This window comes from Thainema salinarum CENA647 (assembly GCF_057732415.1).
The window spans coordinates 350,211-371,954 of sequence record NZ_JBYJZJ010000015.1 but is presented as its reverse complement, the minus strand read 5'-3'; the positions used below and the strand labels follow the sequence as shown (position 1 = coordinate 371,954).

Annotated in this window: 20 protein-coding genes; 9 read left to right on the top strand and 11 right to left on the bottom strand. The window is 51.7% G+C overall.

What is annotated here, in order from left to right:
* Positions 1–20: 20 nt before the first annotated feature.
* From AC286M_RS03470 to AC286M_RS03450, 5 genes are all read left to right on the top strand, one after another.
* Positions 21–839, top strand: coding sequence for a HesA/MoeB/ThiF family protein (locus AC286M_RS03470; RefSeq protein WP_488203055.1), 819 nt, complete (start codon positions 21–23; stop codon positions 837–839).
* A gap of 15 nt (positions 840–854) precedes the next feature.
* A complete protein-coding gene (locus AC286M_RS03465; RefSeq protein WP_488203054.1) occupies positions 855–1,148 on the top strand; it encodes a hypothetical protein in 294 nt (97 codons plus the stop codon).
* Entirely contained in the window at positions 1,145–1,510 is a 366-nt protein-coding gene (locus tag AC286M_RS03460; protein ID WP_488203053.1) for a HesB/IscA family protein, read from the top strand. The genes AC286M_RS03465 and AC286M_RS03460 overlap by 4 nt, the downstream gene beginning before the upstream one ends.
* A 246-nt stretch (positions 1,511–1,756) precedes the next feature.
* Positions 1,757–2,056, top strand: coding sequence for a 2Fe-2S iron-sulfur cluster-binding protein (locus AC286M_RS03455; RefSeq protein ID WP_488203052.1), 300 nt, complete (start codon positions 1,757–1,759; stop codon positions 2,054–2,056).
* 62 nt (positions 2,057–2,118) lie between these two features.
* The gene (locus AC286M_RS03450) at positions 2,119–2,370 is read left to right on the top strand and encodes a FeoA family protein (protein WP_488203051.1); all 252 of its coding nucleotides are present in this window, start codon (positions 2,119–2,121) and stop codon (positions 2,368–2,370) included.
* 86 nt (positions 2,371–2,456) lie between these two features.
* Here AC286M_RS03450 and AC286M_RS03445 read toward each other — a convergent pair whose 3' ends face one another.
* Positions 2,457–3,200 carry a hypothetical protein gene (locus tag AC286M_RS03445; protein ID WP_488202632.1) on the bottom strand — a complete coding sequence of 248 codons (744 nt, stop codon included), beginning with the start codon at positions 3,198–3,200 and terminating at the stop codon, positions 2,457–2,459.
* A gap of 50 nt (positions 3,201–3,250) precedes the next feature.
* On the bottom strand, positions 3,251–3,724 hold the full coding sequence (locus AC286M_RS03440; protein WP_488202633.1) for a hypothetical protein: 474 nt from the start codon (positions 3,722–3,724) through the stop codon (positions 3,251–3,253).
* A 156-nt stretch (positions 3,725–3,880) separates the two neighbouring features.
* On the opposite strand from AC286M_RS03440, the gene fdxB reads away from it, so the two are divergent.
* The 3 genes from fdxB (at position 3,881) to AC286M_RS03425 (ending at position 5,750) form a co-directional block, all read left to right on the top strand.
* The gene (fdxB, locus tag AC286M_RS03435) at positions 3,881–4,180 is read left to right on the top strand and encodes a ferredoxin III, nif-specific (RefSeq protein ID WP_488203050.1); all 300 of its coding nucleotides are present in this window, start codon (positions 3,881–3,883) and stop codon (positions 4,178–4,180) included.
* Between the two features lie 189 nt (positions 4,181–4,369).
* On the top strand, positions 4,370–4,978 hold the full coding sequence (locus tag AC286M_RS03430; protein WP_488203049.1) for a CBS domain-containing protein: 609 nt from the start codon (positions 4,370–4,372) through the stop codon (positions 4,976–4,978).
* Between the two features lie 124 nt (positions 4,979–5,102).
* Complete coding sequence (locus tag AC286M_RS03425; RefSeq protein ID WP_488203048.1) at positions 5,103–5,750, top strand: class I SAM-dependent methyltransferase; 648 nt, start codon at positions 5,103–5,105, stop codon at positions 5,748–5,750.
* Positions 5,751–5,976: 226 nt separating this feature from the next.
* On the opposite strand, the gene AC286M_RS03420 is transcribed toward AC286M_RS03425, so the two are convergent.
* On the bottom strand, positions 5,977–7,392 hold the full coding sequence (locus AC286M_RS03420; protein ID WP_488203605.1) for an IS4 family transposase: 1,416 nt from the start codon (positions 7,390–7,392) through the stop codon (positions 5,977–5,979).
* A gap of 157 nt (positions 7,393–7,549) precedes the next feature.
* A complete protein-coding gene (locus AC286M_RS03415) occupies positions 7,550–7,765 on the bottom strand; it encodes a hypothetical protein (RefSeq protein WP_488203047.1) in 216 nt (71 codons plus the stop codon).
* A 357-nt stretch (positions 7,766–8,122) separates the two neighbouring features.
* Between AC286M_RS03415 and AC286M_RS03410 the strand changes: the two genes are divergently transcribed.
* Positions 8,123–12,202 carry a GAF domain-containing protein gene (locus AC286M_RS03410; protein WP_488203046.1) on the top strand — a complete coding sequence of 1,360 codons (4,080 nt, stop codon included), beginning with the start codon at positions 8,123–8,125 and terminating at the stop codon, positions 12,200–12,202.
* A 1-nt stretch (position 12,203) separates the two neighbouring features.
* Here the strand turns inward: AC286M_RS03410 and AC286M_RS03405 are convergent, their stop codons facing one another.
* The 7 genes from AC286M_RS03405 to treS form a co-directional block, all read right to left on the bottom strand.
* Positions 12,204–12,566, bottom strand: a complete 363-nt coding sequence (locus AC286M_RS03405; protein WP_488203045.1) for a nitrile hydratase accessory protein — start codon at positions 12,564–12,566, stop codon at positions 12,204–12,206.
* 202 nt (positions 12,567–12,768) lie between these two features.
* Positions 12,769–13,392, bottom strand: a complete 624-nt coding sequence (gene nthA, locus AC286M_RS03400; protein WP_488203044.1) for a nitrile hydratase subunit alpha — start codon at positions 13,390–13,392, stop codon at positions 12,769–12,771.
* Between the two features lie 9 nt (positions 13,393–13,401).
* Complete coding sequence (gene nthB, locus AC286M_RS03395; protein WP_488203043.1) at positions 13,402–14,148, bottom strand: nitrile hydratase subunit beta; 747 nt, start codon at positions 14,146–14,148, stop codon at positions 13,402–13,404.
* Positions 14,149–14,253: 105 nt separating this feature from the next.
* Positions 14,254–15,240: a CobW family GTP-binding protein gene (locus AC286M_RS03390; protein WP_488203042.1), complete on the bottom strand. Its 987-nt coding sequence runs from the start codon at positions 15,238–15,240 to the stop codon at positions 14,254–14,256.
* A 133-nt stretch (positions 15,241–15,373) separates the two neighbouring features.
* Positions 15,374–16,333, bottom strand: a complete 960-nt coding sequence (locus tag AC286M_RS03385) for a formylglycine-generating enzyme family protein (protein ID WP_488203041.1) — start codon at positions 16,331–16,333, stop codon at positions 15,374–15,376.
* Between the two features lie 483 nt (positions 16,334–16,816).
* Complete coding sequence (locus AC286M_RS03380) at positions 16,817–17,695, bottom strand: SDR family NAD(P)-dependent oxidoreductase (RefSeq protein WP_488203040.1); 879 nt, start codon at positions 17,693–17,695, stop codon at positions 16,817–16,819.
* A 481-nt stretch (positions 17,696–18,176) separates the two neighbouring features.
* Entirely contained in the window at positions 18,177–21,587 is a 3,411-nt protein-coding gene (treS, locus tag AC286M_RS03375; protein ID WP_488203039.1) for a maltose alpha-D-glucosyltransferase, read from the bottom strand.
* Positions 21,588–21,744 lie beyond the last annotated feature (157 nt).

The following is a 21,744-nucleotide window of genomic DNA, read 5'->3' as shown; positions in this document are numbered from 1 at the left end:
AATCTACGCACGAATTCACTATGCTACCAACCCTAACCGCAACTGAACTCGAACGCTATCGCCGCCAGATCATGCTGCCTGGGCTGGGCGAAGTCGGTCAGCAACAGCTGAAAAATACCACGGCTTTGGTCACTGGAGTGGGTGGCTTGGGCGGGACGGCAGCGCTTTATCTGGCCGTTGCGGGTGTGGGTAAGCTTATCCTCGTGCGCGGTGGTGATCTCCAGCGAGATGATCTCAATCGCCAGATTTTAATGACGGATGATTGGGTCGGCAAACCACGTGTTTTCAAGGCTCAGGAGACGCTAGCTAAGCTCAATCCAGATATTGAAATTGAAGCAGTGTGTGAATACGTCAGTGCCGACAATATTGACGCTTTGGTGCAGCAGGCCGATATTGCCCTGGATTGTGCCTTTGATTTCAAGGAGCGCGACCTGCTGAATGCGGCCTGTGTCCGCTGGGGCAAGCCGATGGTAGAGGCCGCCATGAACAGCATGGATGCCTATTTGACCACCATCGTGCCGGGGCAAACGCCCTGTCTCACCTGCCTATTTCCCGAAAAGCCAGAGTGGGATCGCTGGGGCTTTGGCGTTCTGGGTGCAGTATCCGGTACATTGGCCTGCCTCGCTGCTCTGGAAGCGATCAAGCTGATCACAGGGCTGGGTGAACCCCTACTCGGCCAGTTGCTGACGATGGACTTAGCCCGCGCTGAGTTTGCTAAACGCCGCTCCTATCACGATCTGGACTGCCCGGTTTGCGGCCAGCTCAGTCGAGATTATTTGGCCAATCAATTGTCTGATCGCTTACCCAATCGCGATTTCAAGCCCGTTGCAACCTGCTGAATTCTGGCCCAAATTATGCTTTGGATTGCCCTATTTCTACTCGGATGCGCGATCGCACTTTGGTTACATGGTCAGCGCCAGACCGATGAGGTGATTCGGTTTCTCGAAATCTCACTGGCTTTAGTCAGCTTGATGGCAGGCTTAGTCGCTGCTCCTTGGCTGCTCAAAACTGGAGTGCTAGTTGCGTTGATGGTATGTCCCACCTGTACACCCTGCGATCGCATCCTCAAGTCCAATTGTCCCAAATACTGCCTGTTCAGAACCCAATGTAGATCTGACTACAAACCCCATTCGAGGAGACTCCTATGACTGTTACTCTCACTGAATTAGCGGAACTGCGCCTGCGTACCTTCGTGCGGGGCACCCCTAACTACACGCCTGAACGCGGTGTCCGCTTAGCGGTCAAAGATGGCGGCTGCAACGGCTACGAATACGATATCAAGATTGCCGATGCACCCAGTCCCAACGATGAAGTCGTTCAATCTGGCAGTCTCCGAGTCTTCATCGATCCCAAGAGCGCTCCACTCCTCAACGGCATCGTCGTAGACTACATCGACAGCATGCTCGAAAGCGGCTTCAAGTTTACCAATCCCAACGCCACCGATACCTGCGGCTGTGGGAAGTCGTTTCAGGCCGGAGACTGTAGCCCAGCGGGAGTGCCGTGTTCGTGAGGGAGTGAGGCGAGAGGAGTGAAAGGGTTGTAAAGGACTTGAGGCTGTAAAGGGCTGTAAAGGATTTGGGTAAGGCAGTGTCTGCCTACTGACGCTAAATGTTTGAAACGGTACTGTCTGTTTCCCGCTTTTCCTTCCTCTACAGCCTTTACGGCCCTCTACAGCCCTCTACAGCCCTCCACACGCCTCACGCCTCACCTTTCCAAATCTACCCACTATTAACCACTAACCTTCGAGGACTTCACCATGACTACCTACCAAGTTCGCTTAATCAATAAAAAGCGTCAAATCGATATCACAATTCCGGTTGACGATGATACCTATATCATTGATGCGGCTGAAGAGAATGATATTGATCTGCCCTTCTCCTGCCGTTCCGGTGCCTGTTCTAGCTGTGTTGGCAAATTAGTTGAAGGTGAAATCGATCAGGAAGATCAGTCATTCCTAGATGATGACCAAATTGCCAAGGGCTTTGTCGTACTCTGCTCAGCCTATCCCCGCTCAGACTGCACGATTAAAACTCATATGGAAGCCTATCTTGTTTAACGTAGCCTCAATGCCGTAAGCCTTGCTCTGGTTCCATTCCACTATTCTGGGAGAAGTTGCACATGTTTACTGGTTTCACCCTGTCTGGGACTTCACTCAAGCTGCTAAAAGTTGGTGAACGGGGCGTCATTGCCCGCTTTACAGAAAGCGATCCAACCCTTTTGCAAAAGCTCAGCTCAATTGGCTTATCGCCAGGAACACCGATTACGCTCGAACAGCGATTCCCACGCTTTATCGTTCGGACTCGGAATCAGCAACTGACCCTAGATCACGCCATGATTCAGGCAATTTATGTGCGAACCCGAGCATCTTAATGTCAAGTCTGTGTATCAGACCCCAATTTATTTTCGTAAAACGTTTTCTCTGCAAGGGTTTCACAAAAAATAAATCTAGTTCCAACTTATTTTGTGTCAGCGTTCCTGAGCAATGGTCTTCTGCCATTCAACGATGAGGCAATCAGCCAATTGCGAACCCAGTTGTCGTGATAGCGGAAGCCGTTGAGTTGCTCAAAGGGGCATAAGCACCCGCCCATTGCTTTGCGAGTCTTGCGACAAAAGGGATGGAAGTTCCAGAGTAAGGCCATCGAGCGCACCGACTGTTCCGCCGAGTCCCAGAATCCATGAAAATCTTGCATGGCATACAAGATGCGGTCAAGATAGTTCATCGGACGGTCAACCTGATTGCTGGTGCGATAGGCGTCAGGGAAGTCAAAGGCGCGTTGGAAGACGTGAGATTTGTCGTTGAGGCGTCGCAAGCGAGCGTCAATGGCCTGGGGCAACGCGTGGGTGTTCACCCACTCCAGCAACCGACGCAACCGTTGAGCAAAGTGACGTTTGCTCTGGCCCCGATACAGATGCCAAAGCTTGTCGGCTAGTTGCTGACCCAGGACTGGTTTAGAGCGGCACCCATCGCGAATTTTAATCACCTCATGCAGGAAGCACAGAATCCAGACCAGGCCAGGGAATAGCTCCTCCCAAGCGGCTCGGGTGGCCTCCCAACCATCAGTCGTCACCGTCTCGGGCGCATAGTCGGGAACATGATGGGCAGCTTCCTGCTGGAATACCCCATAGGCTGCGGTTAATCCATCCTGACCCGCATTGGCACTGAGACTGGCTCCCAGGACGCACCCTTGCGCCGCTGTCACTGCCAGATAGACTCGCTGCCCGTGCCAATCACAATGCTTCTCATCGGCAACTAGATGGGGGGGAGCGCCGTTTCCCTTTTGAGGGTACTGCCCACAATCGAGGCTCGACCGAACGACTGACAGAGCCGATACCAGTGCATCTCAGAACGGCCCAGCACATAGGCAATCCCCTCATACGACAGGCCATGCTTTCTTAAATAGAGCGCTTTGTCGGCCATCTCCGCCGTCTCGCTCATGTACGGCATCACCAAATCGGGACGCAGTTGATAAGCCTCTCCGGTACTCGGCAGCAAAATCCGCCGGGTCTTGAGCTGTTGACGAGAGGACTCGACCCATCCGTGAAAGCGATAGCCTGCCTCAATCCCGTCGGGAAACAGTTCCGGGTGGGATGCGATCTGCTCGTTGAGATACTGGCGAAAGGCTTCCCGGTCTTCTACTAAGACCTCGTAGTCAAGGTCGTCTGCAATGGGCAGACAAATCGTTTTATCGCCTGCTGTGCCACGCTTGCGTCGTTGCTGAGCCATCGGCTTTGGCCTGCTGAACTCTCTGCCTCAATTCTACTCAACACAAACTTGGGTGGAACTAGAAATAAATGATGGGTTTTCAACCAGACTTAGTACAAGTCATGTATTTGCCCATATCTGCTCACATCTGCCGATGTATTTTGAGAGGATTTCACGATGAGTTACGCAACTGGTTTAACGTTTGGAGGCAAGTCCTGGACGCCTCAATTTCTGCAAAAGATTAATTGGGAAACCTGCCTGGGCTGCGGTCGCTGCTTCAAAGCCTGTGGCCGAGGCGTGATGGCGCTGATTGCCCTCAATGATGAAGGCGAAGTCGTAGACGAAGATGACGATGATGATGAAGTTGAACGCAAGGTGATGAGCGTGATCAATGCCGATAACTGCATTGGTTGCCAAGCCTGCGATCGCGTTTGTCCTAAAGGCTGTCATGTTTATGCACCCTTAGCTCTAGCCTAATTTGACATACCAAGTAAGGAGGTGATGCCTATTGATATGAGGTGATGGCTTCTTCAGTTCAAGCAGATTAGTATGGTTTGCTTCAGTGACTGAAGCTTAACCCTAGATACTGCTCATGTTCCAGACCAGTTGAGAGGTATTAGCGGGTGACCGCTTAAACAATTGCATTAAAGAGATGAGGATACCTCAATGACGAAAGCAAAAGATGTAATGACCGAAGATGTCGCTATCGTGAAAGGCTCTGCCACCGTAGCAGACGCGGCTCGGCTCATGAAGTTCAAAGGCATTCATTCCTTGATTGTTGATCGCCGCCATGAGGAAGATGCCTACGGCATTGTCACCGACACAGACATTGCCAGTAAAGTCATTGCTTATGGCAAAGATCCCAAGCAGGTCAAGGTTTACGAGGTAATGACCAAACCTTGTGTGGTCGTTAATCCCGACTTGGCCGTTGAATATGTGGCTCGTTTGTTTGCCCAGACTAACATTGACCGCGCACCCGTCATCAAAGGTGATTTGCTGGGCATCGTGTCGATACAGGACATTCTCACGAAGAGCGACTTCATCGAGAATCCTCGAGTGCCGCTATTAGAGAAGGCGCTGCAAGAAGTAGTGGCTAATGCTCGTGCCGTTGAGGCTCAGGCTGGCCCTGACGCAGCGGAAGCAGAAGCCGCTTGGGATGCTGTTAATGAACTGGAAGCGGAACTCGCATTTTGCAAAGGTGAACCCCCTGCACAACCCGCTCGTGAGCCGTTGGCAAACACACAGAACACGGCAGCTATACCTGCCCTGCTGTAGCTTTTAGCAGATTGATTGATTTCTGTTCTGCAAATTAACCCAGGTAGGGGCACGGCATTGCCGTGCCCCTACCCAAACTCAACTGATTTAATATAAAATGTGTGACTTTTGGACGAGATGGCAAATGGACAATCCAACCTTATCGGCTGCTGATGCCAACCAGCTTCATGACCGCTGGGTTAACTACTACCAGGCTGTTTCCAATCGTCCGCCCCGCGCAACTTTATTAGCGGCGCTTAATTCCTTTACGACGCAGGCTGAGCCAAATGCGGAGCCGACTGCTGGATTTGCAGTTGATTTAGGCTGCGGTAACGGACGCGATACGGTGGAACTACTGCGGCGCAACTGGCGAGTTTTAGCCATTGATGGTGAGCCGGAAGCACTGACCCGTCTTCGTCAGTGCCAGGATATTGATCGAACATATTTGGAAACTCGTGTGCAGCGGTTTGAAGAGTTGACCTTGCCGCCTGATGTCGATTTGATTAATGCTAGCTTTTGCTTACCGTTTTGTCCGCCCAGCCACTTTTCAGATCTGTGGGAAGAAATTGTGGCGGCGTTGCGATCGGGGGGACGATTTTGTGGGCATCTATTTGGCGATCGCGATTCTTGGGCGAGTAATGCGAATGTGAATCACCATACTCGCCTGCAGATTGAGCGGCTACTGGATCCCTTCGAAGTCGAGCTTTTAGATGAGGAAGAACATCCGGGTAAGACGGCTCTTGGCGAAGACAAACACTGGCATATTTATAATATTGTTGCTCGCAAGCGCTAATCTACAGAGCTAATTTACCGCCACCGTTGCGCCAGCCGCTTTTGCTTTAATACGAAATTCGGTTAAAACCCAATAGTTGATTTTTCGTGAACGGCTGGCTAGGTCAGCCGTTCACGAAAAATAACTTATACCTCAGTAGCCCAGGAAAGGCTATATACGCGGATTGGATACAACTACAGCATCGGCTTTATCTCTCTACAGTAGAATGGCACTGACATAAGCTGTATCAAGCTAGCAACCTGGCTTTCAAGACGGAGCGAGGTTCCTGCATTCTTGGGAACGGTTTGGGACGGCGCTTTACAACTCGGGGTTCTGAACGGTTGGGTCGAAACGGAATCACCAACTCTCGCACCACGTTTAACAAGGCCTGGTAGCCTCGCCGTCGTTCGGATGGAGCTAGATGCAGCAACTCAGGCCGGAAGTGATTGAACTGTTGCCGAGCACCTTGTAGAGAGACTCGCAACACCCCGACCTCGCCGTCGGCTGTCGCCTCCCACATCAGGGTGCGAAGCAGATTGTAGGCCAACAGATGCACCCAAATACTTTTGCTCACCATGGTGGGTGTTTTGGCAGCAATCATCTCCATGGCTAAGGTGGTTTTGAGATGCCGGAGATTAACTTCGGCGGCCTGCCAGCGGAGCTGATAGAGTTCGGCAAGTTTAGCTTTGGGATAGCGGTTGGGATCGAGTAGCGTCGTTACCACCACAAAGTTGGTCGGGCGAAACCCAGGAACCTGAATGAAGAGATACACTTCCCGCACCTCAATGGATGCCGCCAGAGCCTCGAACTCCTGCGGCTTGAGGGCTTGAGGGCATTGCTTCGGGCGCTGCCAGCGGACGATGTGATCGCCAATGCCCAGTTTTTTGCCCCGTCTGAAATCGCAGCGGCGCTGATGATGCTTGCGAAAGACAGCATCGGCTCCCATCCGGGCGACCCAGGCCAAATCTACATAGGTGCCATAGGCTGAATCGGCCACCACCACATCCTCGGGGCGCAGTTTCTGATAGAGTTGGCGGGCTAGACGCCATTCACTCACCCGCAACGGAGCCATCGCCACGGCCATAACCGCTCCCGTGGTGACACAAAACCACACTTGGAGTTTGAGAATCGGAAAGCCGCAGCCCTCTTTCTGATTGCTGTGTTGAGGATACTCGGCTTGGTTGGCCTGCGTGTCACTCATCAAGACCGTCGTCGCATCAAAGGCTTTAACCGGACGGCCACACCAGCGTTGCTCTGGGGAGACTTGGCGCTGCAACGCCCTCACCACCCGCTCGAACAGGGGCGGAAATATCGACTCGGGAAGGCGTTTTCGTGCTTTACTATAGCCCCCGGTATCGGCTGAGGGCACCTCCAATCCCGACACGCTCATCCAGGTCACCACTCGCTTGACTGCATGGCTGAGACTGCTGTCGGCATCCAGCACTTGGGAGAGCCAACTCCACAGGACGACCATGGGAGTGTAGAGGACTTGTCGATATCGGATTCCCTGCTCGCTCAGCACAGTTTCAATCTCTGCTTCCGGCAGCATCTCAGCAAAGGGTAGACCGATGCTGCTCTGATAGTTGGCCTTGAGAACGTCCGCACGATTCGGCATCATAGAGGCAAGGTTATGGGCTTCAACGGTTTGATTCTGACAAATCAGGCGCTTGAAGCCTTTTTTGCTCTCTTATGTCAGTGCCATTCCTCTACAGTAGACTTTATCGGAAATTGTTTTGTAGCGCGGCTTCGCCGCGCTACAAAACAATTTCCAACCCCAAAAACTTTATTTCCAATAAAGTCTAGTACTTTTAAGCCAAGTGTCAGTCAGTGTCTTGATAGCAGTCGTTGAGTACGTCTTCTAACAGATCATCCGGACAAGATTCTACGACTCTTTCAAAAACGTCTAGGAGTGTGGCCGCCGTTTCGCCGAGTGTTGGGCTCAAGCCCCAAACGTCTTGCACCCACTCCTGCGGAGCATCATCATCGAAAATCAAGCGTTCAAATAGCTGTTTGACTTCTGATTTAGAAAGAGCCACTCACTTCAGTCCTTGCTAGTTCTACTGCTCAGTCACGGCTATCATATCAAGCCCAAATCGCGCAGCGCTAGATTTAGGTTGGCGTTTGAGCCGGTTGGCGCTGGTGCGGTGTGAAATAAGTTTTGAAGGTTGATCTGCCGCGCATTGCGCGGCAGATCAACCTTCAAAACCCACCCAAACACTGTTGATAAGCCACTAATAAACCGCTGACAAACCCGTAGGGACAGGCGATATATCATTTGACGGATAAAATTGTGTTTTTTTATGGTGTTTTGTTGGTTCGGTTGATATTTTGCCAAATACTAAGGGCAACAGACTGTTCCCGATAAAATTTGGCTAGAGCGCTTGGAGTCGGTTGTGTATAACGATGTGGAATTCCCGTCGCTTTCCGTGGAGGTGATTTTAGAGCAGATTGCAACGATGACCCTCCAGATGCAGCAGTGTCGGGATCTAGAAGATATTGTGCAAACTGCGATCGCAGATGCGAAAAACCTGCTGCAAACCGATCGAGTATTCCTATATCGCTGTTTTCCGGAGCAGGATGCTGGAGTTGTGTTTGAGTCGGTGGGGATCGGCGATTCGTCCCTCCTGGGCCGACACCTGACCGACATCTGTGCCGATGTCACCTGGATTGAGCCGTTTTTTCAAGCCCAAGTCACATCTAACGGTACAGCCACGCCACTGATGGCTGCGATCGCAAATCATCCCGTCTCAGATAGTGCAATCGGTGCAGTCCAGTGGGTTGAGGCGTTGCAAGTCAGCGCCTATTTAGTACTGCCCATTTTGAGCCAAGGTCAGCCGTGGGGACTGCTGATGGTGCATCACTGCCGTGCCAGCCGGACATGGCAACCGCTGGATATTCAGTATTTGCAGCAGATGGCTGGACATCTAGGACTGGCAATTCAGCAGGCCAACTGGCAGCGAGCAGAGGCCGAGCTGCAAGAAACCGAACATCGCTTATCAGAGGCGCTGAAGGCTGCAAAGGCAGGCATGTGGTACTGGGACAGATCCACTAGTCAGATAATTTGGTCGGAAGATAATTATCGGCTGCTGGGCTATGACCCCCAGATGGATGATACGAGCTATGACAGTTGGCAGCGGTTTATTCATCCTGATGATTTGTCACAGGTGATGCAGTTTTTTCAAACCGTTGTACAGACTGGACAAAGCGACGAAATGGAGGCGCGGTTTGTCGCTAAGAACGGTGATGTGCTCTGGATGAACCTGTTTGCGCGGCCTGAGCGTGATCCCAGCGGCAAGACGGTAATGGCGATTAATGGTGCCGCAAAAAATATTACAGGCCGCAAGCGGCGAGAAGAATTTATTCAGAATCTGGCCGCAGGAGTTGCAGCCACCACCGGAGACGCATTTTTCTACTCGCTGGTGGAGTGTTTGGCGCGCTTGCTCAAGATGGATCATGCGTTTGTCAGTGAAGTGATTGAGCCTGATTGCGATCGCGTCCGGGTGATTGCTGGCATCAGTCATGGGCAAAGGGTAGATGGTTTAGAGTATGACCTACCGGGCTCGCCCTGTGAGCAAGTTGTGCAGCAGGGATTTTGCCTGTTCTATGACAAGGTGCAGCAGTGTTTTCCAGACGATCACTATCTGGACGAACATGGCATCGAAGGCTACATGGGTATTTCCTTAGTTGATTCAGCCGGATCGGTACTGGGCTTAATCTGTGTCCATCACGATCAGCCGATTACAGATGTGCAGTTTATCGAAGAAATTTTGACCATTTTTTCGGTGCGAGCCGCTTCTGAACTGGAAAGACAGCGATCGGAAGCGTTGCTGCGTCGGTATGAGCGCATTGTGTCGGCGACCCCGGATGCGATCGCATTAGTGGATTGGAACTATACCTATCAGGTGGTGAATCAAGCCTACTTGAACTGGTATCAACGCTCCCAGGCTGACATCGTGGGTCACTCGCTGACGGAGCTGATTGGGCACGACCAGTTTGAACCGTTTTGTCGCTCAATGTGCGATCGCGCATTGGCCGGTGACATGACCCAAGGATTTGAAGACTGGCGAGACTATGACGATGGTCAGCGGCGGTTTGTTCGCTGTTCCCTGGTTCCCTATATTGAGCTGGATGGCCGCATTTCAGGCGTCGTGATCAACCTGCACGACCTGACCGCCCTCAAGCTGGCTGAGTTAGAAAACCGCTCCTTTGAGCTAGCTCTGCGTGAGCAACAGCAGTTTACAGAGCAAATTGCTGAGTCTACGCTGGCTATCCTGTACGTTTACGATTTAGTTGAACAGCGCAATATCTACTGTAATCCTCAAATCGAAACCGTATTGGGCTATTCTGTCGCCGAAATTCAGGCGATGGGTCAAGCATTTCTGCCCAATTTGCTCCATCCGGATGATCGAACCGAAGTCCTGGCCAATCGTCAGCAGTTGCTGCACTTAAACGATGAAGAATATATCGAAGTTGAATATCGATTGCGGCATAAAGACGGCAGTTACCGCTGGCTATTAAGTCGCGATCGCATTTTCAAGCGTGCTCCTGATGGTACACCCTGCCAGTATTCTGGGGTGGCGGTGGACATTACCCTGTTGAAAGAAACGCAAACCGCTCTCTGTCAGCAAGTTGAGCGTGAACGGTTGCTGTCTGACATCGCCCAGCACATCCGCCAAACGCTGGATTTAGATCAGATTCTCAACACCACTGTGACCGAGATCCGCAACTGCTTACAAACGGATCGGGTGCTGATCTATCGCTTTAATCCCGACTGGAGCGGCGTTGTGATTGCCGAATCGGTGGCAGCGGGTTGGTCATCCGTTTTGGGCATGCAAATTACCGACACCTATTTTGTCAAAATGGCAGGACAGTCCTATGGGCAGGGCTTTATTAAAGCTACGTCGAATGTGCAAACCGCTGATCTGGATCCGTGTCATTTAGAGTTGCTGGAACGCATGCAGGTGAAAGCCAAGCTAGTCGTCCCCATCCTGCAAAATAACCATCTTTGGGGACTGTTAGTGACTCAGCACTGTCGTGCGCCGCGTAACTGGCAGGACTGGGAAATTGACCTGCAGCAGCAGTTGGCCACTCAAATTGCGATCGCAATTCAGCAGTCTGAACTGTATCAACAGGTGCAGTCGCTCAACGCTGGGTTGGAAATACAGGTACAGCAGCGAACCAATGAGCTACAGCAGGCTCTAGACTTTGAGGCGTTACTCAGGCGCATTACCGAACGGGTGCGCGACAGCTTAAATGAGCGACTGATCCTGCAAGCGGCTGTGGAGGAATTGGTGCATAAGCTAGCGTTAGCGGGTTGCGATGCTGGTATGTACAATGTTGACCACACCACATCAACCATTGCCCACGAATCGATCACAACGCTTGCTCCTGCCCAAGGCCAAACATTTGAGATTACCAATGCTCCCTATGCCGCCGTATACGACGGGCTACTCAGCGGGCAAGTCTGTCAGTTCTGTGATGCTGTGCCGAATTTTCTGCGGCAAAACCAGCAGCATTTAACGATGCTGGCCGTACCAATCTGTGACGATCAGGAAACCTTGGGCGATCTGTGGCTGTTCCGACCGTCTCAGGAGGTGTTTACTGAACCAGAAATTCGGCTGGTGCAGCAGGTTGCCAGCCAATGTGCGATCGCACTACGCCAGTCCCGTCTCTACCAGGCAGCGCAGGCTCAGGTTAAGGAACTAGAGCGGTTGAATCAGCTAAAAGATGACTTCTTGAGTACGGTATCCCATGAGCTACGCACGCCCATGTCCAATATTAAGATGGCGACGCAAATGCTGGAGATTAGCTTAAACCATCTGGGGGTGCTGCCGAGTGAATCCTCCTCGATTAATCGCTATGTCAAAGTGCTGCACGAAGAAGAGGAACGAGAAATTAATCTGATTAACGATCTGCTTGACTTGGCTCGATTGGATGCCGGAGTGGAAGCTTTGAGCTTGACGACTATTGATCTCCAGTTCTATATTCCCCATCTGGCTGAGGTATTTAGTGAACGGATACAGCGTCAGCAGCAGCACCTCGTGTTTCAAATCCCGGCTGACCTGCCAGCAATCACGACTGATTTGCCTTACCTAGAGCGCATCCTCAGCGAATTGCTGAACAATGCCTGCAAATACACACCAGCCGGAGGCATTATCACGATATCGGCCCAAGTGATGACCGATGGGCTGGAGCTGCGCGTTAGCAATTCGGGCACTGAAATTGCACCAGTAGAGCGCGATCGCATTTTTGATAAATTTTACCGAATCCCCAATAACGATCCCTGGAGACATGGTGGTACCGGGTTGGGATTGGCTCTGGTCAAGAAGCTGACCGAACGGCTAAGCGGCACCATCCACGTCGAAAGTGGCGATGGGCAAACTACATTTGTCTTACGATTGACTCTGAATAATCGTCCTACCAGTTCCCCAATGGTTGCCAATCTTGCTCCAGATCTGCGGAGCTTATTGTAGCTCATGCTTGCAGGGTGTTACCTTTACAGTCCAGTAACTGAGCCAGTTGAGCTTCCAGCTCTCCGGCTTTGAGCACGCCGGATTCAACCACCAGCTTTTCAAGGGCCGCCAGCCAGCACTGATAGTAATCCCACTCCGGATCGTCCAGCTTATGAGTTGATTCCCATTCATGAATGGTGCTGATTAACGTTTGGCGAAAATCCTCCCATTCAAAGTAGCCTTGTTTCGAAAGTGCGATCGCAACTCCAAAGGCCATCTTTTCCCAGTCACGGTCAAAGTGTAAATGGCCATCTTTGCGCGGCGGAGCCTCTTCCGGCGACCCCATTAAACTAGTGGCGGCAAAGTGTTCAAACTTAGTAAACATGCGCTTCAAACCTGCTCACAATCAGCATTCCAGCTCTTGGCTGGGGACTATCCACTTTCTCCAATCACCGTTATGATTTGTAGGTTGGGTTGAGCTTGCGAAACCCAACCTACAAATCAAATTATGTTCAGTGCTGAGCGTTAATTCGCCTCACTCCTCACTCCCCTCGCCTAACTGAATAGACTTGATGCAGCCTACAGAACTAGACTTTGACAGTGGCGACGCCCATCATGGCTTCTGGGGTTAGCAAAGCCGCCAATTCCGCTTCGCCCATGCCTTCTGTGCCAGCGGGACGCATCGGCAGCACCCACCAGCGAATCTGAGCGCTACTGTCCCAAACTCGTACCTCAACCGATTCACCTAAATCGACGCCAAACTCCGATAGCACTACTCGCGGTTCGCGAACCACCCGTGCCCGAAAGGTGGGATCTTTGAACCAATAGGGCGGCAAACCCAGCGTCGGCCAGGGATAGCAGGAGCAGAGTGTACAGACAATTACGTTATGTACCTCGGGTGTATTTTCCACGATCCGCATATGCTCACCTTCTGCACCGGACATGCCTTCAGGAAAATCCATTTCGGCACAGGCAGCGTTACAGTCAGCTAACAGTCGCGCTCTGAACTCTGGATCAACCCAGGCCCGAGCCACCAGTTTGGCCCCATTGAACGGCCCCATCTCGGTTTCAAAGTAGCCGAGGATGTTGTCTACCGTATCGCCCGTGATAATGCCCTTTTCGATTAAAAGAGACTCTAGGGCTTTGACCTTGGCGGCGCTAAACGTCTCCCGATCGGCACTGTACTTAAATCCTGGATAGTTGCTAGGCATACTCTCTCCCTACACCGCTTCTAAATACACTTCAAAAATGTCGTTGTAATACACTGAATTAGCGTCAATCAGCGACGCATCCCAGATGTCTGCTGGGTTAAACGCCAAGCTATATACGGGCATAGGTACGCCGATACCGTCCTCTGTGGGGAAGAAGTAGGTGAAAGCGTTGTCATAAACTAGAACGACCGTGGCTACACGTCCTCGTAAATGACCGGGCAATCGGCTGTGTGCCCCTGGAGCTACGTTCTTCACCCGCACCTGATCGCCAACGCTAAACAGGGGTGGTGCAGGTAAATCCCGCATCGGGGAATCCCCTTCCCGCAGGTATTTCAGCACCTGAGCATCAATGGCCGGATCGCCACCACTGGGTAAAGGTGCAGCGGCTTTCTCGCTATCTTCCAGAAATTCAGCGGTACGAGTATCTAGCTCCTCTTGAGTAATGTAGCCTTCCTCGACAAAGAAGCCGGAGATGCCGCCAAGCCACTTCTCGTAATAGCGCAACCGAAAATATTCAAAGGGATGCATGCCCTCAGCACCCATGCGCAGGTGGCCCCAGGTCCAGAAGCTTTTGAAGTTGGTGGGAACTTCCTCAATCGTATAACCCGGTAAGGATTCGCCCAGATGGTTACTGAGCGCCATCATCGCCGTATGAATGCCGAAAATGCGCTTTTCCCAGGGTTCAACGAAAACCTGTGGTTCGGGATTGATCGGATCAAGCCCTTCTAATCCACCCAGATTATGCTGTAGTTTCATAGGTCTGTCTCTAGTTCAAATGGTACTAACTGCGGTAAACAGAACGTTTGCCCTCACCCTAAATCCCTCTCCCCGAGGGAGAGGGACTTCAAAAGGCGGTGTCTGTTAAGAAGAATGGGCATAGGCTTTGGCTAGGCAGCTTTGAAAGCCAGCCCGGAGTGCGGCTTCGTCGAGATTGCGGCCAATGAAGATCAGCTCATTGCGGCGTGTCTCTCCTGGTCGCCAGGGCTTGCCGGGGCGGCCATCAAGGGTCATGTGAACGCCTTGAAAGACAAAGCGGCGATCGGCGTTGTCCATGTCCAAAATGCCCTTCATGCGGAAAATGTCTGGCCCCCGCTCCTGTATCAGCTGATAGAGCCAGCGATTGAGCTTATCGCCATCAACCGTACCCAATTCAGTAATCGCCACCGAAAATACCGTCTCATCATGCTCATGGGCATCTTCCTCTAGAAACTCCGGATCGATGCTCAGTGCATTCTTCAAGTCAAAGGCTTGTACGCCCAACAAAGCATTTAGCTCGATTTCGCAGTTTTGGGTAGAGTGGATTTTTGCGATCGCATTTATGCTTCGTACCTTTGTCTCTAGTGCATGTAGCTGCTCGGTAGAAACCAGATCGGTTTTATTAAGCAAGATGACATCGGCAAAGGCAATCTGCTCCTGGGCTTCGCTGCTGTCCCAGTGCTCCCAGATATGCTTGGCGTCAATCACAGTGACCACGGCATCGAGCTGGGTCTGCCGCAGCATAATTTCATCGACAAAGAAGGACTGGATAACGGGAGCCGGATCGGCCAGTCCGGTTGTTTCAATCACCAGATGATCAAAGCGATCGCGGCGCGACATCAGCTCACCAATGATGCGGATCAGGTCGCCGCGCACAGTGCAGCAAATGCAGCCGTTATTCATCTCGAAGATTTCTTCATCGGCGTTGACCACTAGCTGATGGTCAATGCCGACTTCGCCAAACTCATTCACAATCACGGCGATTCGCTGATTGTGCTCTTCGGTCAAAATGCGATTGAGCAAGGTGGTTTTCCCTGCTCCTAAATAGCCGGTCAAGACCGTAACGGGAACTTTCTTCTGCACTAATGCCATTCGTTTCCTGCTCTCTGCTTACGTAACTGTTGCTGGAAGCCCTCACCCCCGGCCCCTCTCCCACGGGAGAGGGGAGCTAGATGAAAATATTTTGTTCGCTCTATCGTGGATGAGGGTGAGGATGAGAGAAATCCTAAACTGTAACCACTCGGAACCCAATCGTTCGATTCAGCGCCGTTTCTAGATAACCGGAGCGACTGGCGGATCGAATCATTGTGGGGGCATCGAGCCAGCCACCACCCCGAATCACCCGCAGTTGCGAAGGTTTAGCGCTCACCCAGGCTGTTCCATCTCTCGGTGCGCCTCGATAGTTGGCGTGCCAGGTGTCAGCACACCATTCCCAAACGTTGCCGTGCATATCGTAAAGACCAAAGGCATTCGGCGAGTATTGTCCCACGGGTAAGGTCGATTGCGGATAGCTGGCCTTCTGTTCCGCTCGGTAGGTATAGGCTCCGACATAATTAGCGAGTTCGCTAGTAATCGTTTCCCCGGTACTAAACGGCGTCCGCGTCCCAGCCCGACAGGCATATTCCCACTGGGCTTCACTGGGTAACTGATAGCGACGACCCGTATACTGACTGATGCGATCGCAGAATTCCATTGCATCTAGCCAAGACACGCTTTCGACAGGATGGTGATCACCTTGGAAATAAGAAGGCACAGGATTAAGCTCACGCTGGACTGTGGGCAGTGCTGCTACGGCTGTCCATTGGGCTTGGGTAATCGGATATTTACTGATCAAAAAGGGTGATAAATTGACCCGATGCCGAGGAAATTCATGGCCTTTAGCATCAGCTTCCGTTTTAGATGCGCCCATCCAGAACTGACCGGGAGCAATCGCTACCATATCGATAAATTCAGAAGATTCAGTCTGACCAATAGGAGCTGAGAAGAATTGAGCCGTATGGGTCGAACGCTGCTTAATCCGTCCCGCTTTATCAACTGTGGTCACATCAAACCGAAAGGTTCTTAAACTCAAATCGGGCTGATACTCGGCTTGAGTCAGAGATGAGCTAAAAGCGCGATCGCGGCTTGCTAGCAGAAAGCCAATACTACCTAAACCCGCATACTGAAAGAACCTTCGCCGCTTCATTGATGCATCACCTCACGCACTCTTGTACCGAATCCGACTAGCAAGAACCTGAACTATGTTCTGCGAAAGTCGGGCTGTGTCTAACTTTCACAAAAAATAAAAACTGGTTTTTGTGAGCGGATTTCGTATTAGCTCAACGGGTGTTAGCCAAACGTTTTTTAGAGAAAGAGGAACAAAACAATCTGCTAGCTTCAGCCACAGCAAAACTGGTTTATCTAGTGATATTTGGCCTTCACCTTGTTTCGGTAGTAAATAGGAAGACTCTGACAACGATTGTATTGATCAATACATATTGCCCTCTATGTAATAAAACAGTAATAAAACTCACAAATTGATTTATAGCGGTTTGACCCCATTCAGTACAAAAACGGTTATGTGGAGCGCTCTGCGTCCACATAACCGTACTTACTCACATCTTGCCAAAACCCAGGAGGATTATTTTGCCGCCGCATCGCGGCGGCAAAATAGTCTCTTAGGCATCGACTATTTCAGTGTCTTCACCTGTTTTCCTTCTAAACCATCGCGACTATGTTTCAAATCGGATAGAGAACCCTGTGGTTCCTGCTTCAGCTCATCAGGTACCTGGCTACCCACAGAACCTTTGGCAACGGTAACGCCGCCGTCCGCGAGCCAGAGTGCACCCGTCACGTAGCTGGCTTCATCTGACGCTAGGAAGGCATAGACGTTGGCCATTTCCTCGGGTGTACCGCGCCGTCCCATTGGCGTAGCTTGAATCAGCATTTTCTCCATTTGCTGATCCATCGGCCCGGTTTCCTTATGCGTCCAAGCAGTATCAATCGCTCCAGGACAGACGCAGTTAGCACGAACGCCGTATTTGGCCTGCTCCACGGCTACACCCTTCATAAATGAATGCATCCAGCCTTTGGTGCCGCCGTAGGTTGTGTTTTGCGCCAACCCATTAAAACCGGCTTCCGAACCTGCTGAAATAATGCAGCCACGCGTCTTTTGCAGATGGGGCAGGGCACACTTAGTCATCAAAAAGGCCGATCGCAGATTCATTTGCAGCGTCCGGTCGAACAGCTCAACTGGATAGTCCTGCGTTTCTGCGGCTACCAAGAATACACCCGCATTGTTAACCAGAATATCCAGTTTCCCAAACTGCTGAACTGCCATGTGTACACAAGCTTGCGCTTCTGCCACTTGGGAAATATCGCCCTTATGTGCGATCGCATCTGCACCATGTTTTTGCATTGCGGTGACAACATCATCGACGGGATCATCCGGCAATCCATTGATGACCACTTTTGCTCCTTCCATCGCAAACTTATGTGCGATCGCTTCGCCAATCCCCGTTGCGGCACCCGTGATGATGGCAACTTTACCTTCTAGCCGACCAGCCATAATTTAGAAACCTCTCGTTTACTGCAACCCTAGTCGGTCATACGGAATTTGGTAGCAAATTTCAACTATTTTCGCGCAACGCCCGCAGCGCGGGCGTTGCGCGAAAACCAATTCTGTACCCCGATTCAGGTTTTTATCAAATACATTCCATTCCTCTATGGTTTCGTGACCATCTACGATTTGCCTCTGTATCGGGTTGGAATCTAAAACTTATATAGGTCTGCCTTAGTTGAGATGATGAATGGGTAAACGATAGCTAAACCAAGCGTTTTCCTCGGTCGGGATTGCTGATTTTAAGTGTGAGTTGTGATGTGGGGCAGCGTATGTGTTTGGCGTAGTTGTACGATCCCCCGCTAACGCCTTTTCCACTTCTCTAGCGTTAGAAAATCTAGCGCAAGTTAGCAGCGAAGCTAGATCAAAAGTCCCTCTCCCAGCGAGAGAGGGACTTAGGGTGAGGGCAAGCCGCTGCTGATAAGCTGAGCTAAGTCGTAGCTCCATCCGCATACTCCGGGAACTGCAAGGTTTGTAGAACCTCTTGCAGCGCCACAGTCACACCAAAATCGTAGTCCGGCTTGTTGAGCTGACGGGTCAGGCTGTACATCGTGCGCTCAAGGAGATAGGTCTTGAGCAGCACATTCAGCTCTGACGCATCAATGGGCAAAAACGAACCCGTACTGGCCTTATCAAGGTATCCCTTTAAGAAAGTGGCACTTACCCAGCGTAACCAGAACTGCTTCCACTGCTCAATATAGGTAAGCTGCTCAGGAGCCAGCATACCGCTCTCGTTCTCGCGCAGGAAAGCCGATTCAGCCGCGTAGCCCAAGGATTGCAGCATCTCAGCCACGTCGCGCAGGGGAGAGCGTTTAATTCGCCGTTCGTTGAGGGGCAGCATGGGGTCGCCCTCGAAGTCGATAATCACAAAGTCAAGCCCCGTGTGCAGCACCTGACCCAGGTGATAATCGCCGTGAATGCGAATTCGCTGTGCGTTTACCTTGGTTTCGAGAATGGTCTGGAAGTGGTTGAGAACATTTCCTCGCTGAGTCTGTACTTGTTTCACGACAGGCTGAATCGGCTCTGGCAGGGAATTCGCTTTGTAGTTCAGCGTGCGGAAGGTTTGGCCCGTTAGGTTGCGGGCTGATTGGTAAACAGAACGCTGGTAAAGCGATGTAAACGGCTCCGGCGCGAAATTGGGATTGTCCTCATCGGAGGCGAGGACAAGGTGCAGTTCAGCCGTGGTTTCGCCCAAAGTGTGAATATTGGTCAGATAGTGTCCAAAGGTTTCATTAGCCAAGTCTGGAATTTCCATTGCCTGCAACTCCAGCAGCGTCTCCGAGGGAACGGGCACCTCTGGCATTTCATCCCGGCGAGATAAAACCTGTTCGAATAAGTCTCTCAAACTATCCAGCGTGTAGTTCCAGAAGTTGCGGACATCTGGGACATAAGTTTGCAAGAGGCCAACTGCGATCGCACCTCGATCGGGACGGTGGTACTCTAGCGCCCCGGCCATCAGGTCAACATGCTTCGAATAGTGCTTTTCAGTTAAGAAGCGACGGATTTCTAAATCCGGGTTGATCCCTTCTTCTTGACGACGGAACAACTTCAGCAGCAACAGCTCATCATAAACAATGCAGGTATTGCGCTGGGTTTCCCGCAGCGGTACGGCATGAAGTTCCGCCAGATCCTCGTCTGATAATGTGGGAAACTGATCGGTCATAGTAGCAAACAACTGGCCCGCATGTCCTTTCGAGAACTGTTGTTGAGCAATCGTCTGCAGTAATGAGTGGAAAATGGACTGCATGACGGGTTCAGTCCGACCGCTATCGGGAGCCATCGCATCGAAGATTACTTTCATCCCGTCCGCGTCGTCCGTCTCGTCTTGGCCCGGAGACTGTAGCTGGGCAATCACCATCTGGGGATCTTCGGACAACATGTGTACCGCTTCGTCTCCCGCTACCTGGCTCATGACCGTCAGATAAGTGCGAGCTTCGCCTTCGATCGGTTCTATCCGCAACCACACCATCCAGGCAGGGTGGCTGGCTTTCGGTACGGGTAAAACTTCGGCCACCCGCAGCGCCTGAATTCTGCCCGTAAAGCCGCGATAGGTATGCAGATATTCCATGAGTGCGGCTTCTAGCGGTGCCTCCAACTCCTTTTGCTGCAAGGCTTGATGCCAAGGCATAGCAAGGCGAATATTGGGCGTCTCGCGTCGTCGCAGTGTTTGCAGCCGATCAGAGGGGAACTTGATCGTGAACCAGTAGCAGGCGTAGGGGCCAACGCTCAAGAAGTACAGATTCTTGGTGATGGTTGGAAATTCAGTTCCACCGTAGATTTCAGCCGGAACCTGTCCCTCAAACTCAGAGAGATCTAGCTCAACGGTCTGCAAGAAGCGCGATAGGTTGGCAACAACCAGAATTTGCTCGTCCTTGTAGCGGCGAATAAAGGCCAAGACCTTGCGGTTCTCTGGGTGCAATAGCTCGAATGAGCCTAGACCAAAGGCACTGAACCGCTTCCGAGTGGCGAGCAGGCGCTTGATTGTGAACCAAAGCGAGTTGGTGTTTGACCGCTGCGCTTCCACATTGACCGCTTCATAGTGATACTCGGAGTCAATCACCAGCGGCAGATAGAGCTTCTGAGGAGATGCCTTACTAAAGCCCGCATTGCGATCGGGATTCCACTGCATGGGAGTGCGTACGCCGTTGCGATCGCCCAGGTACACATTCTCGCCCATGCCAATCTCATCGCCGTAGTACAGCACAGGAGTTCCGGGCAAGGACAGCAGCAGGCTATTCAGCAGCTCAATTTGGCGACGGTCGTTGCCCAGCAGCGGAGCCAGCCGCCGCCGAATGCCCAAGTTGATTCGCATCTGGGCATCTTGGGCATAGACCCGATACATATAGTCCCGATCTTCATCTGTCACCATTTCCAGCGTCAGCTCGTCATGGTTGCGCAGGAAGATGCCCCACTGGCAGTTGTCGGGAATTTCCGGGGTCTGCTGCAAGATGTCAATAATTGGAAAATTGTCTTCCATCCGCAGCGCCATAAATAAGCGAGGCATCAGCGGAAAATGGAAGTTCATGTGGCACTCGTCGCCATCGCCGTAATACGCTGCCGCGTCCTCCGGCCACTGGTTCGCCTCCGCCAGCAGCATCCGGTTGGGAAAGTGCTTATCTACATGGGTCCGGAGCGACTTTAAGAAATCATGGGTTTCCGGTAAATTCTCGCAGTTGGTACCTTCTCGCTCATAGAGATAGGGAACGGCGTCCATGCGCAATCCATCCACGCCCATGCTCAGCCAAAAGTCGAGCACCTTGAATACGGCTTCGCGGACAGCGGGATTATCGTAATTCAAGTCCGGCTGATGGGAGTAAAACCGATGCCAGTAGTAGGATTGTGCCACCGGATCCCAGGCCCAATTCGAGGTTTCAAAGTCCTGGAAGATAATCCGTGCTTCTTCGTATTTCTTGGGTGTATCGCTCCACACATAGAAGTCACGCTCAACGCTGTCTTTGGGCGCTTGGCGGGCACGCTGAAACCACTCATGCTGATCGGACGTGTGGTTGACAATCAACTCAACGATGACGCGGATGCCCCGCTTGTGAGCCTCGTTTAGAAAGGTTTTGAAATCGTCCAGGGTACCGTAGCTAGGATTGACGTTGGTGTAGTCCGAGATGTCGTAGCCATCGTCTTTCAGCGGCGATGGGAAAAAGGGTAAGAGCCACAGCGCTGTCACGCCGAGATCCTGTAGATAGTCGAGCTTGCTGGTTAAACCAGCCAGATCGCCAATGCCATCGGCATTACTATCAGCAAAGGCACGAACGGGCACTTCATAAATAACGGCTTGCTTAAACCAAAGCGGATCATTATCCAGTAGAACGTGCTGAGCGTTGGTCACTATTCCTTCTCCTATCGGTTCTGTTTCGGTCTAAGAGCGCTGTTGCTTGACGGCATTATGCTAGCTCAAATGGTTGATCCAATGACAATCCGCTGACATGCGATCGCATTTGGTCACAACGAAGGCTACTTATATCCAAAAACAACCCTCCCAAACT

Excerpts from the sequence above, each read along its gene's own strand:
- AC286M_RS03440 (WP_488202633.1), bottom strand. The coding sequence starts at position 3,724 with ATGGCTCAGCAACGACGCAAGCGTGGCACAGCAGGCGATAAAACGATT.
- AC286M_RS03380 (WP_488203040.1), bottom strand. The coding sequence starts at position 17,695 with ATGGCTGGTCGGCTAGAAGGTAAAGTTGCCATCATCACGGGTGCCGCA.
- AC286M_RS03455 (WP_488203052.1), top strand. The coding sequence starts at position 1,757 with ATGACTACCTACCAAGTTCGCTTAATCAATAAAAAGCGTCAAATCGAT.
- AC286M_RS03405 (WP_488203045.1), bottom strand. The coding sequence starts at position 12,566 with ATGTTTACTAAGTTTGAACACTTTGCCGCCACTAGTTTAATGGGGTCG.
- AC286M_RS03460 (WP_488203053.1), top strand. The coding sequence starts at position 1,145 with ATGACTGTTACTCTCACTGAATTAGCGGAACTGCGCCTGCGTACCTTC.
- AC286M_RS03450 (WP_488203051.1), top strand. The coding sequence starts at position 2,119 with ATGTTTACTGGTTTCACCCTGTCTGGGACTTCACTCAAGCTGCTAAAA.
- fdxB (WP_488203050.1), top strand. The coding sequence starts at position 3,881 with ATGAGTTACGCAACTGGTTTAACGTTTGGAGGCAAGTCCTGGACGCCT.
- AC286M_RS03470 (WP_488203055.1), top strand. The coding sequence starts at position 21 with ATGCTACCAACCCTAACCGCAACTGAACTCGAACGCTATCGCCGCCAG.
- AC286M_RS03390 (WP_488203042.1), bottom strand. The coding sequence starts at position 15,240 with ATGGCATTAGTGCAGAAGAAAGTTCCCGTTACGGTCTTGACCGGCTAT.
- nthB (WP_488203043.1), bottom strand. The coding sequence starts at position 14,148 with ATGAAACTACAGCATAATCTGGGTGGATTAGAAGGGCTTGATCCGATC.
- AC286M_RS03425 (WP_488203048.1), top strand. The coding sequence starts at position 5,103 with ATGGACAATCCAACCTTATCGGCTGCTGATGCCAACCAGCTTCATGAC.
- AC286M_RS03465 (WP_488203054.1), top strand. The coding sequence starts at position 855 with ATGCTTTGGATTGCCCTATTTCTACTCGGATGCGCGATCGCACTTTGG.
- AC286M_RS03385 (WP_488203041.1), bottom strand. The coding sequence starts at position 16,333 with ATGAAGCGGCGAAGGTTCTTTCAGTATGCGGGTTTAGGTAGTATTGGC.
- nthA (WP_488203044.1), bottom strand. The coding sequence starts at position 13,392 with ATGCCTAGCAACTATCCAGGATTTAAGTACAGTGCCGATCGGGAGACG.
- AC286M_RS03430 (WP_488203049.1), top strand. The coding sequence starts at position 4,370 with ATGACGAAAGCAAAAGATGTAATGACCGAAGATGTCGCTATCGTGAAA.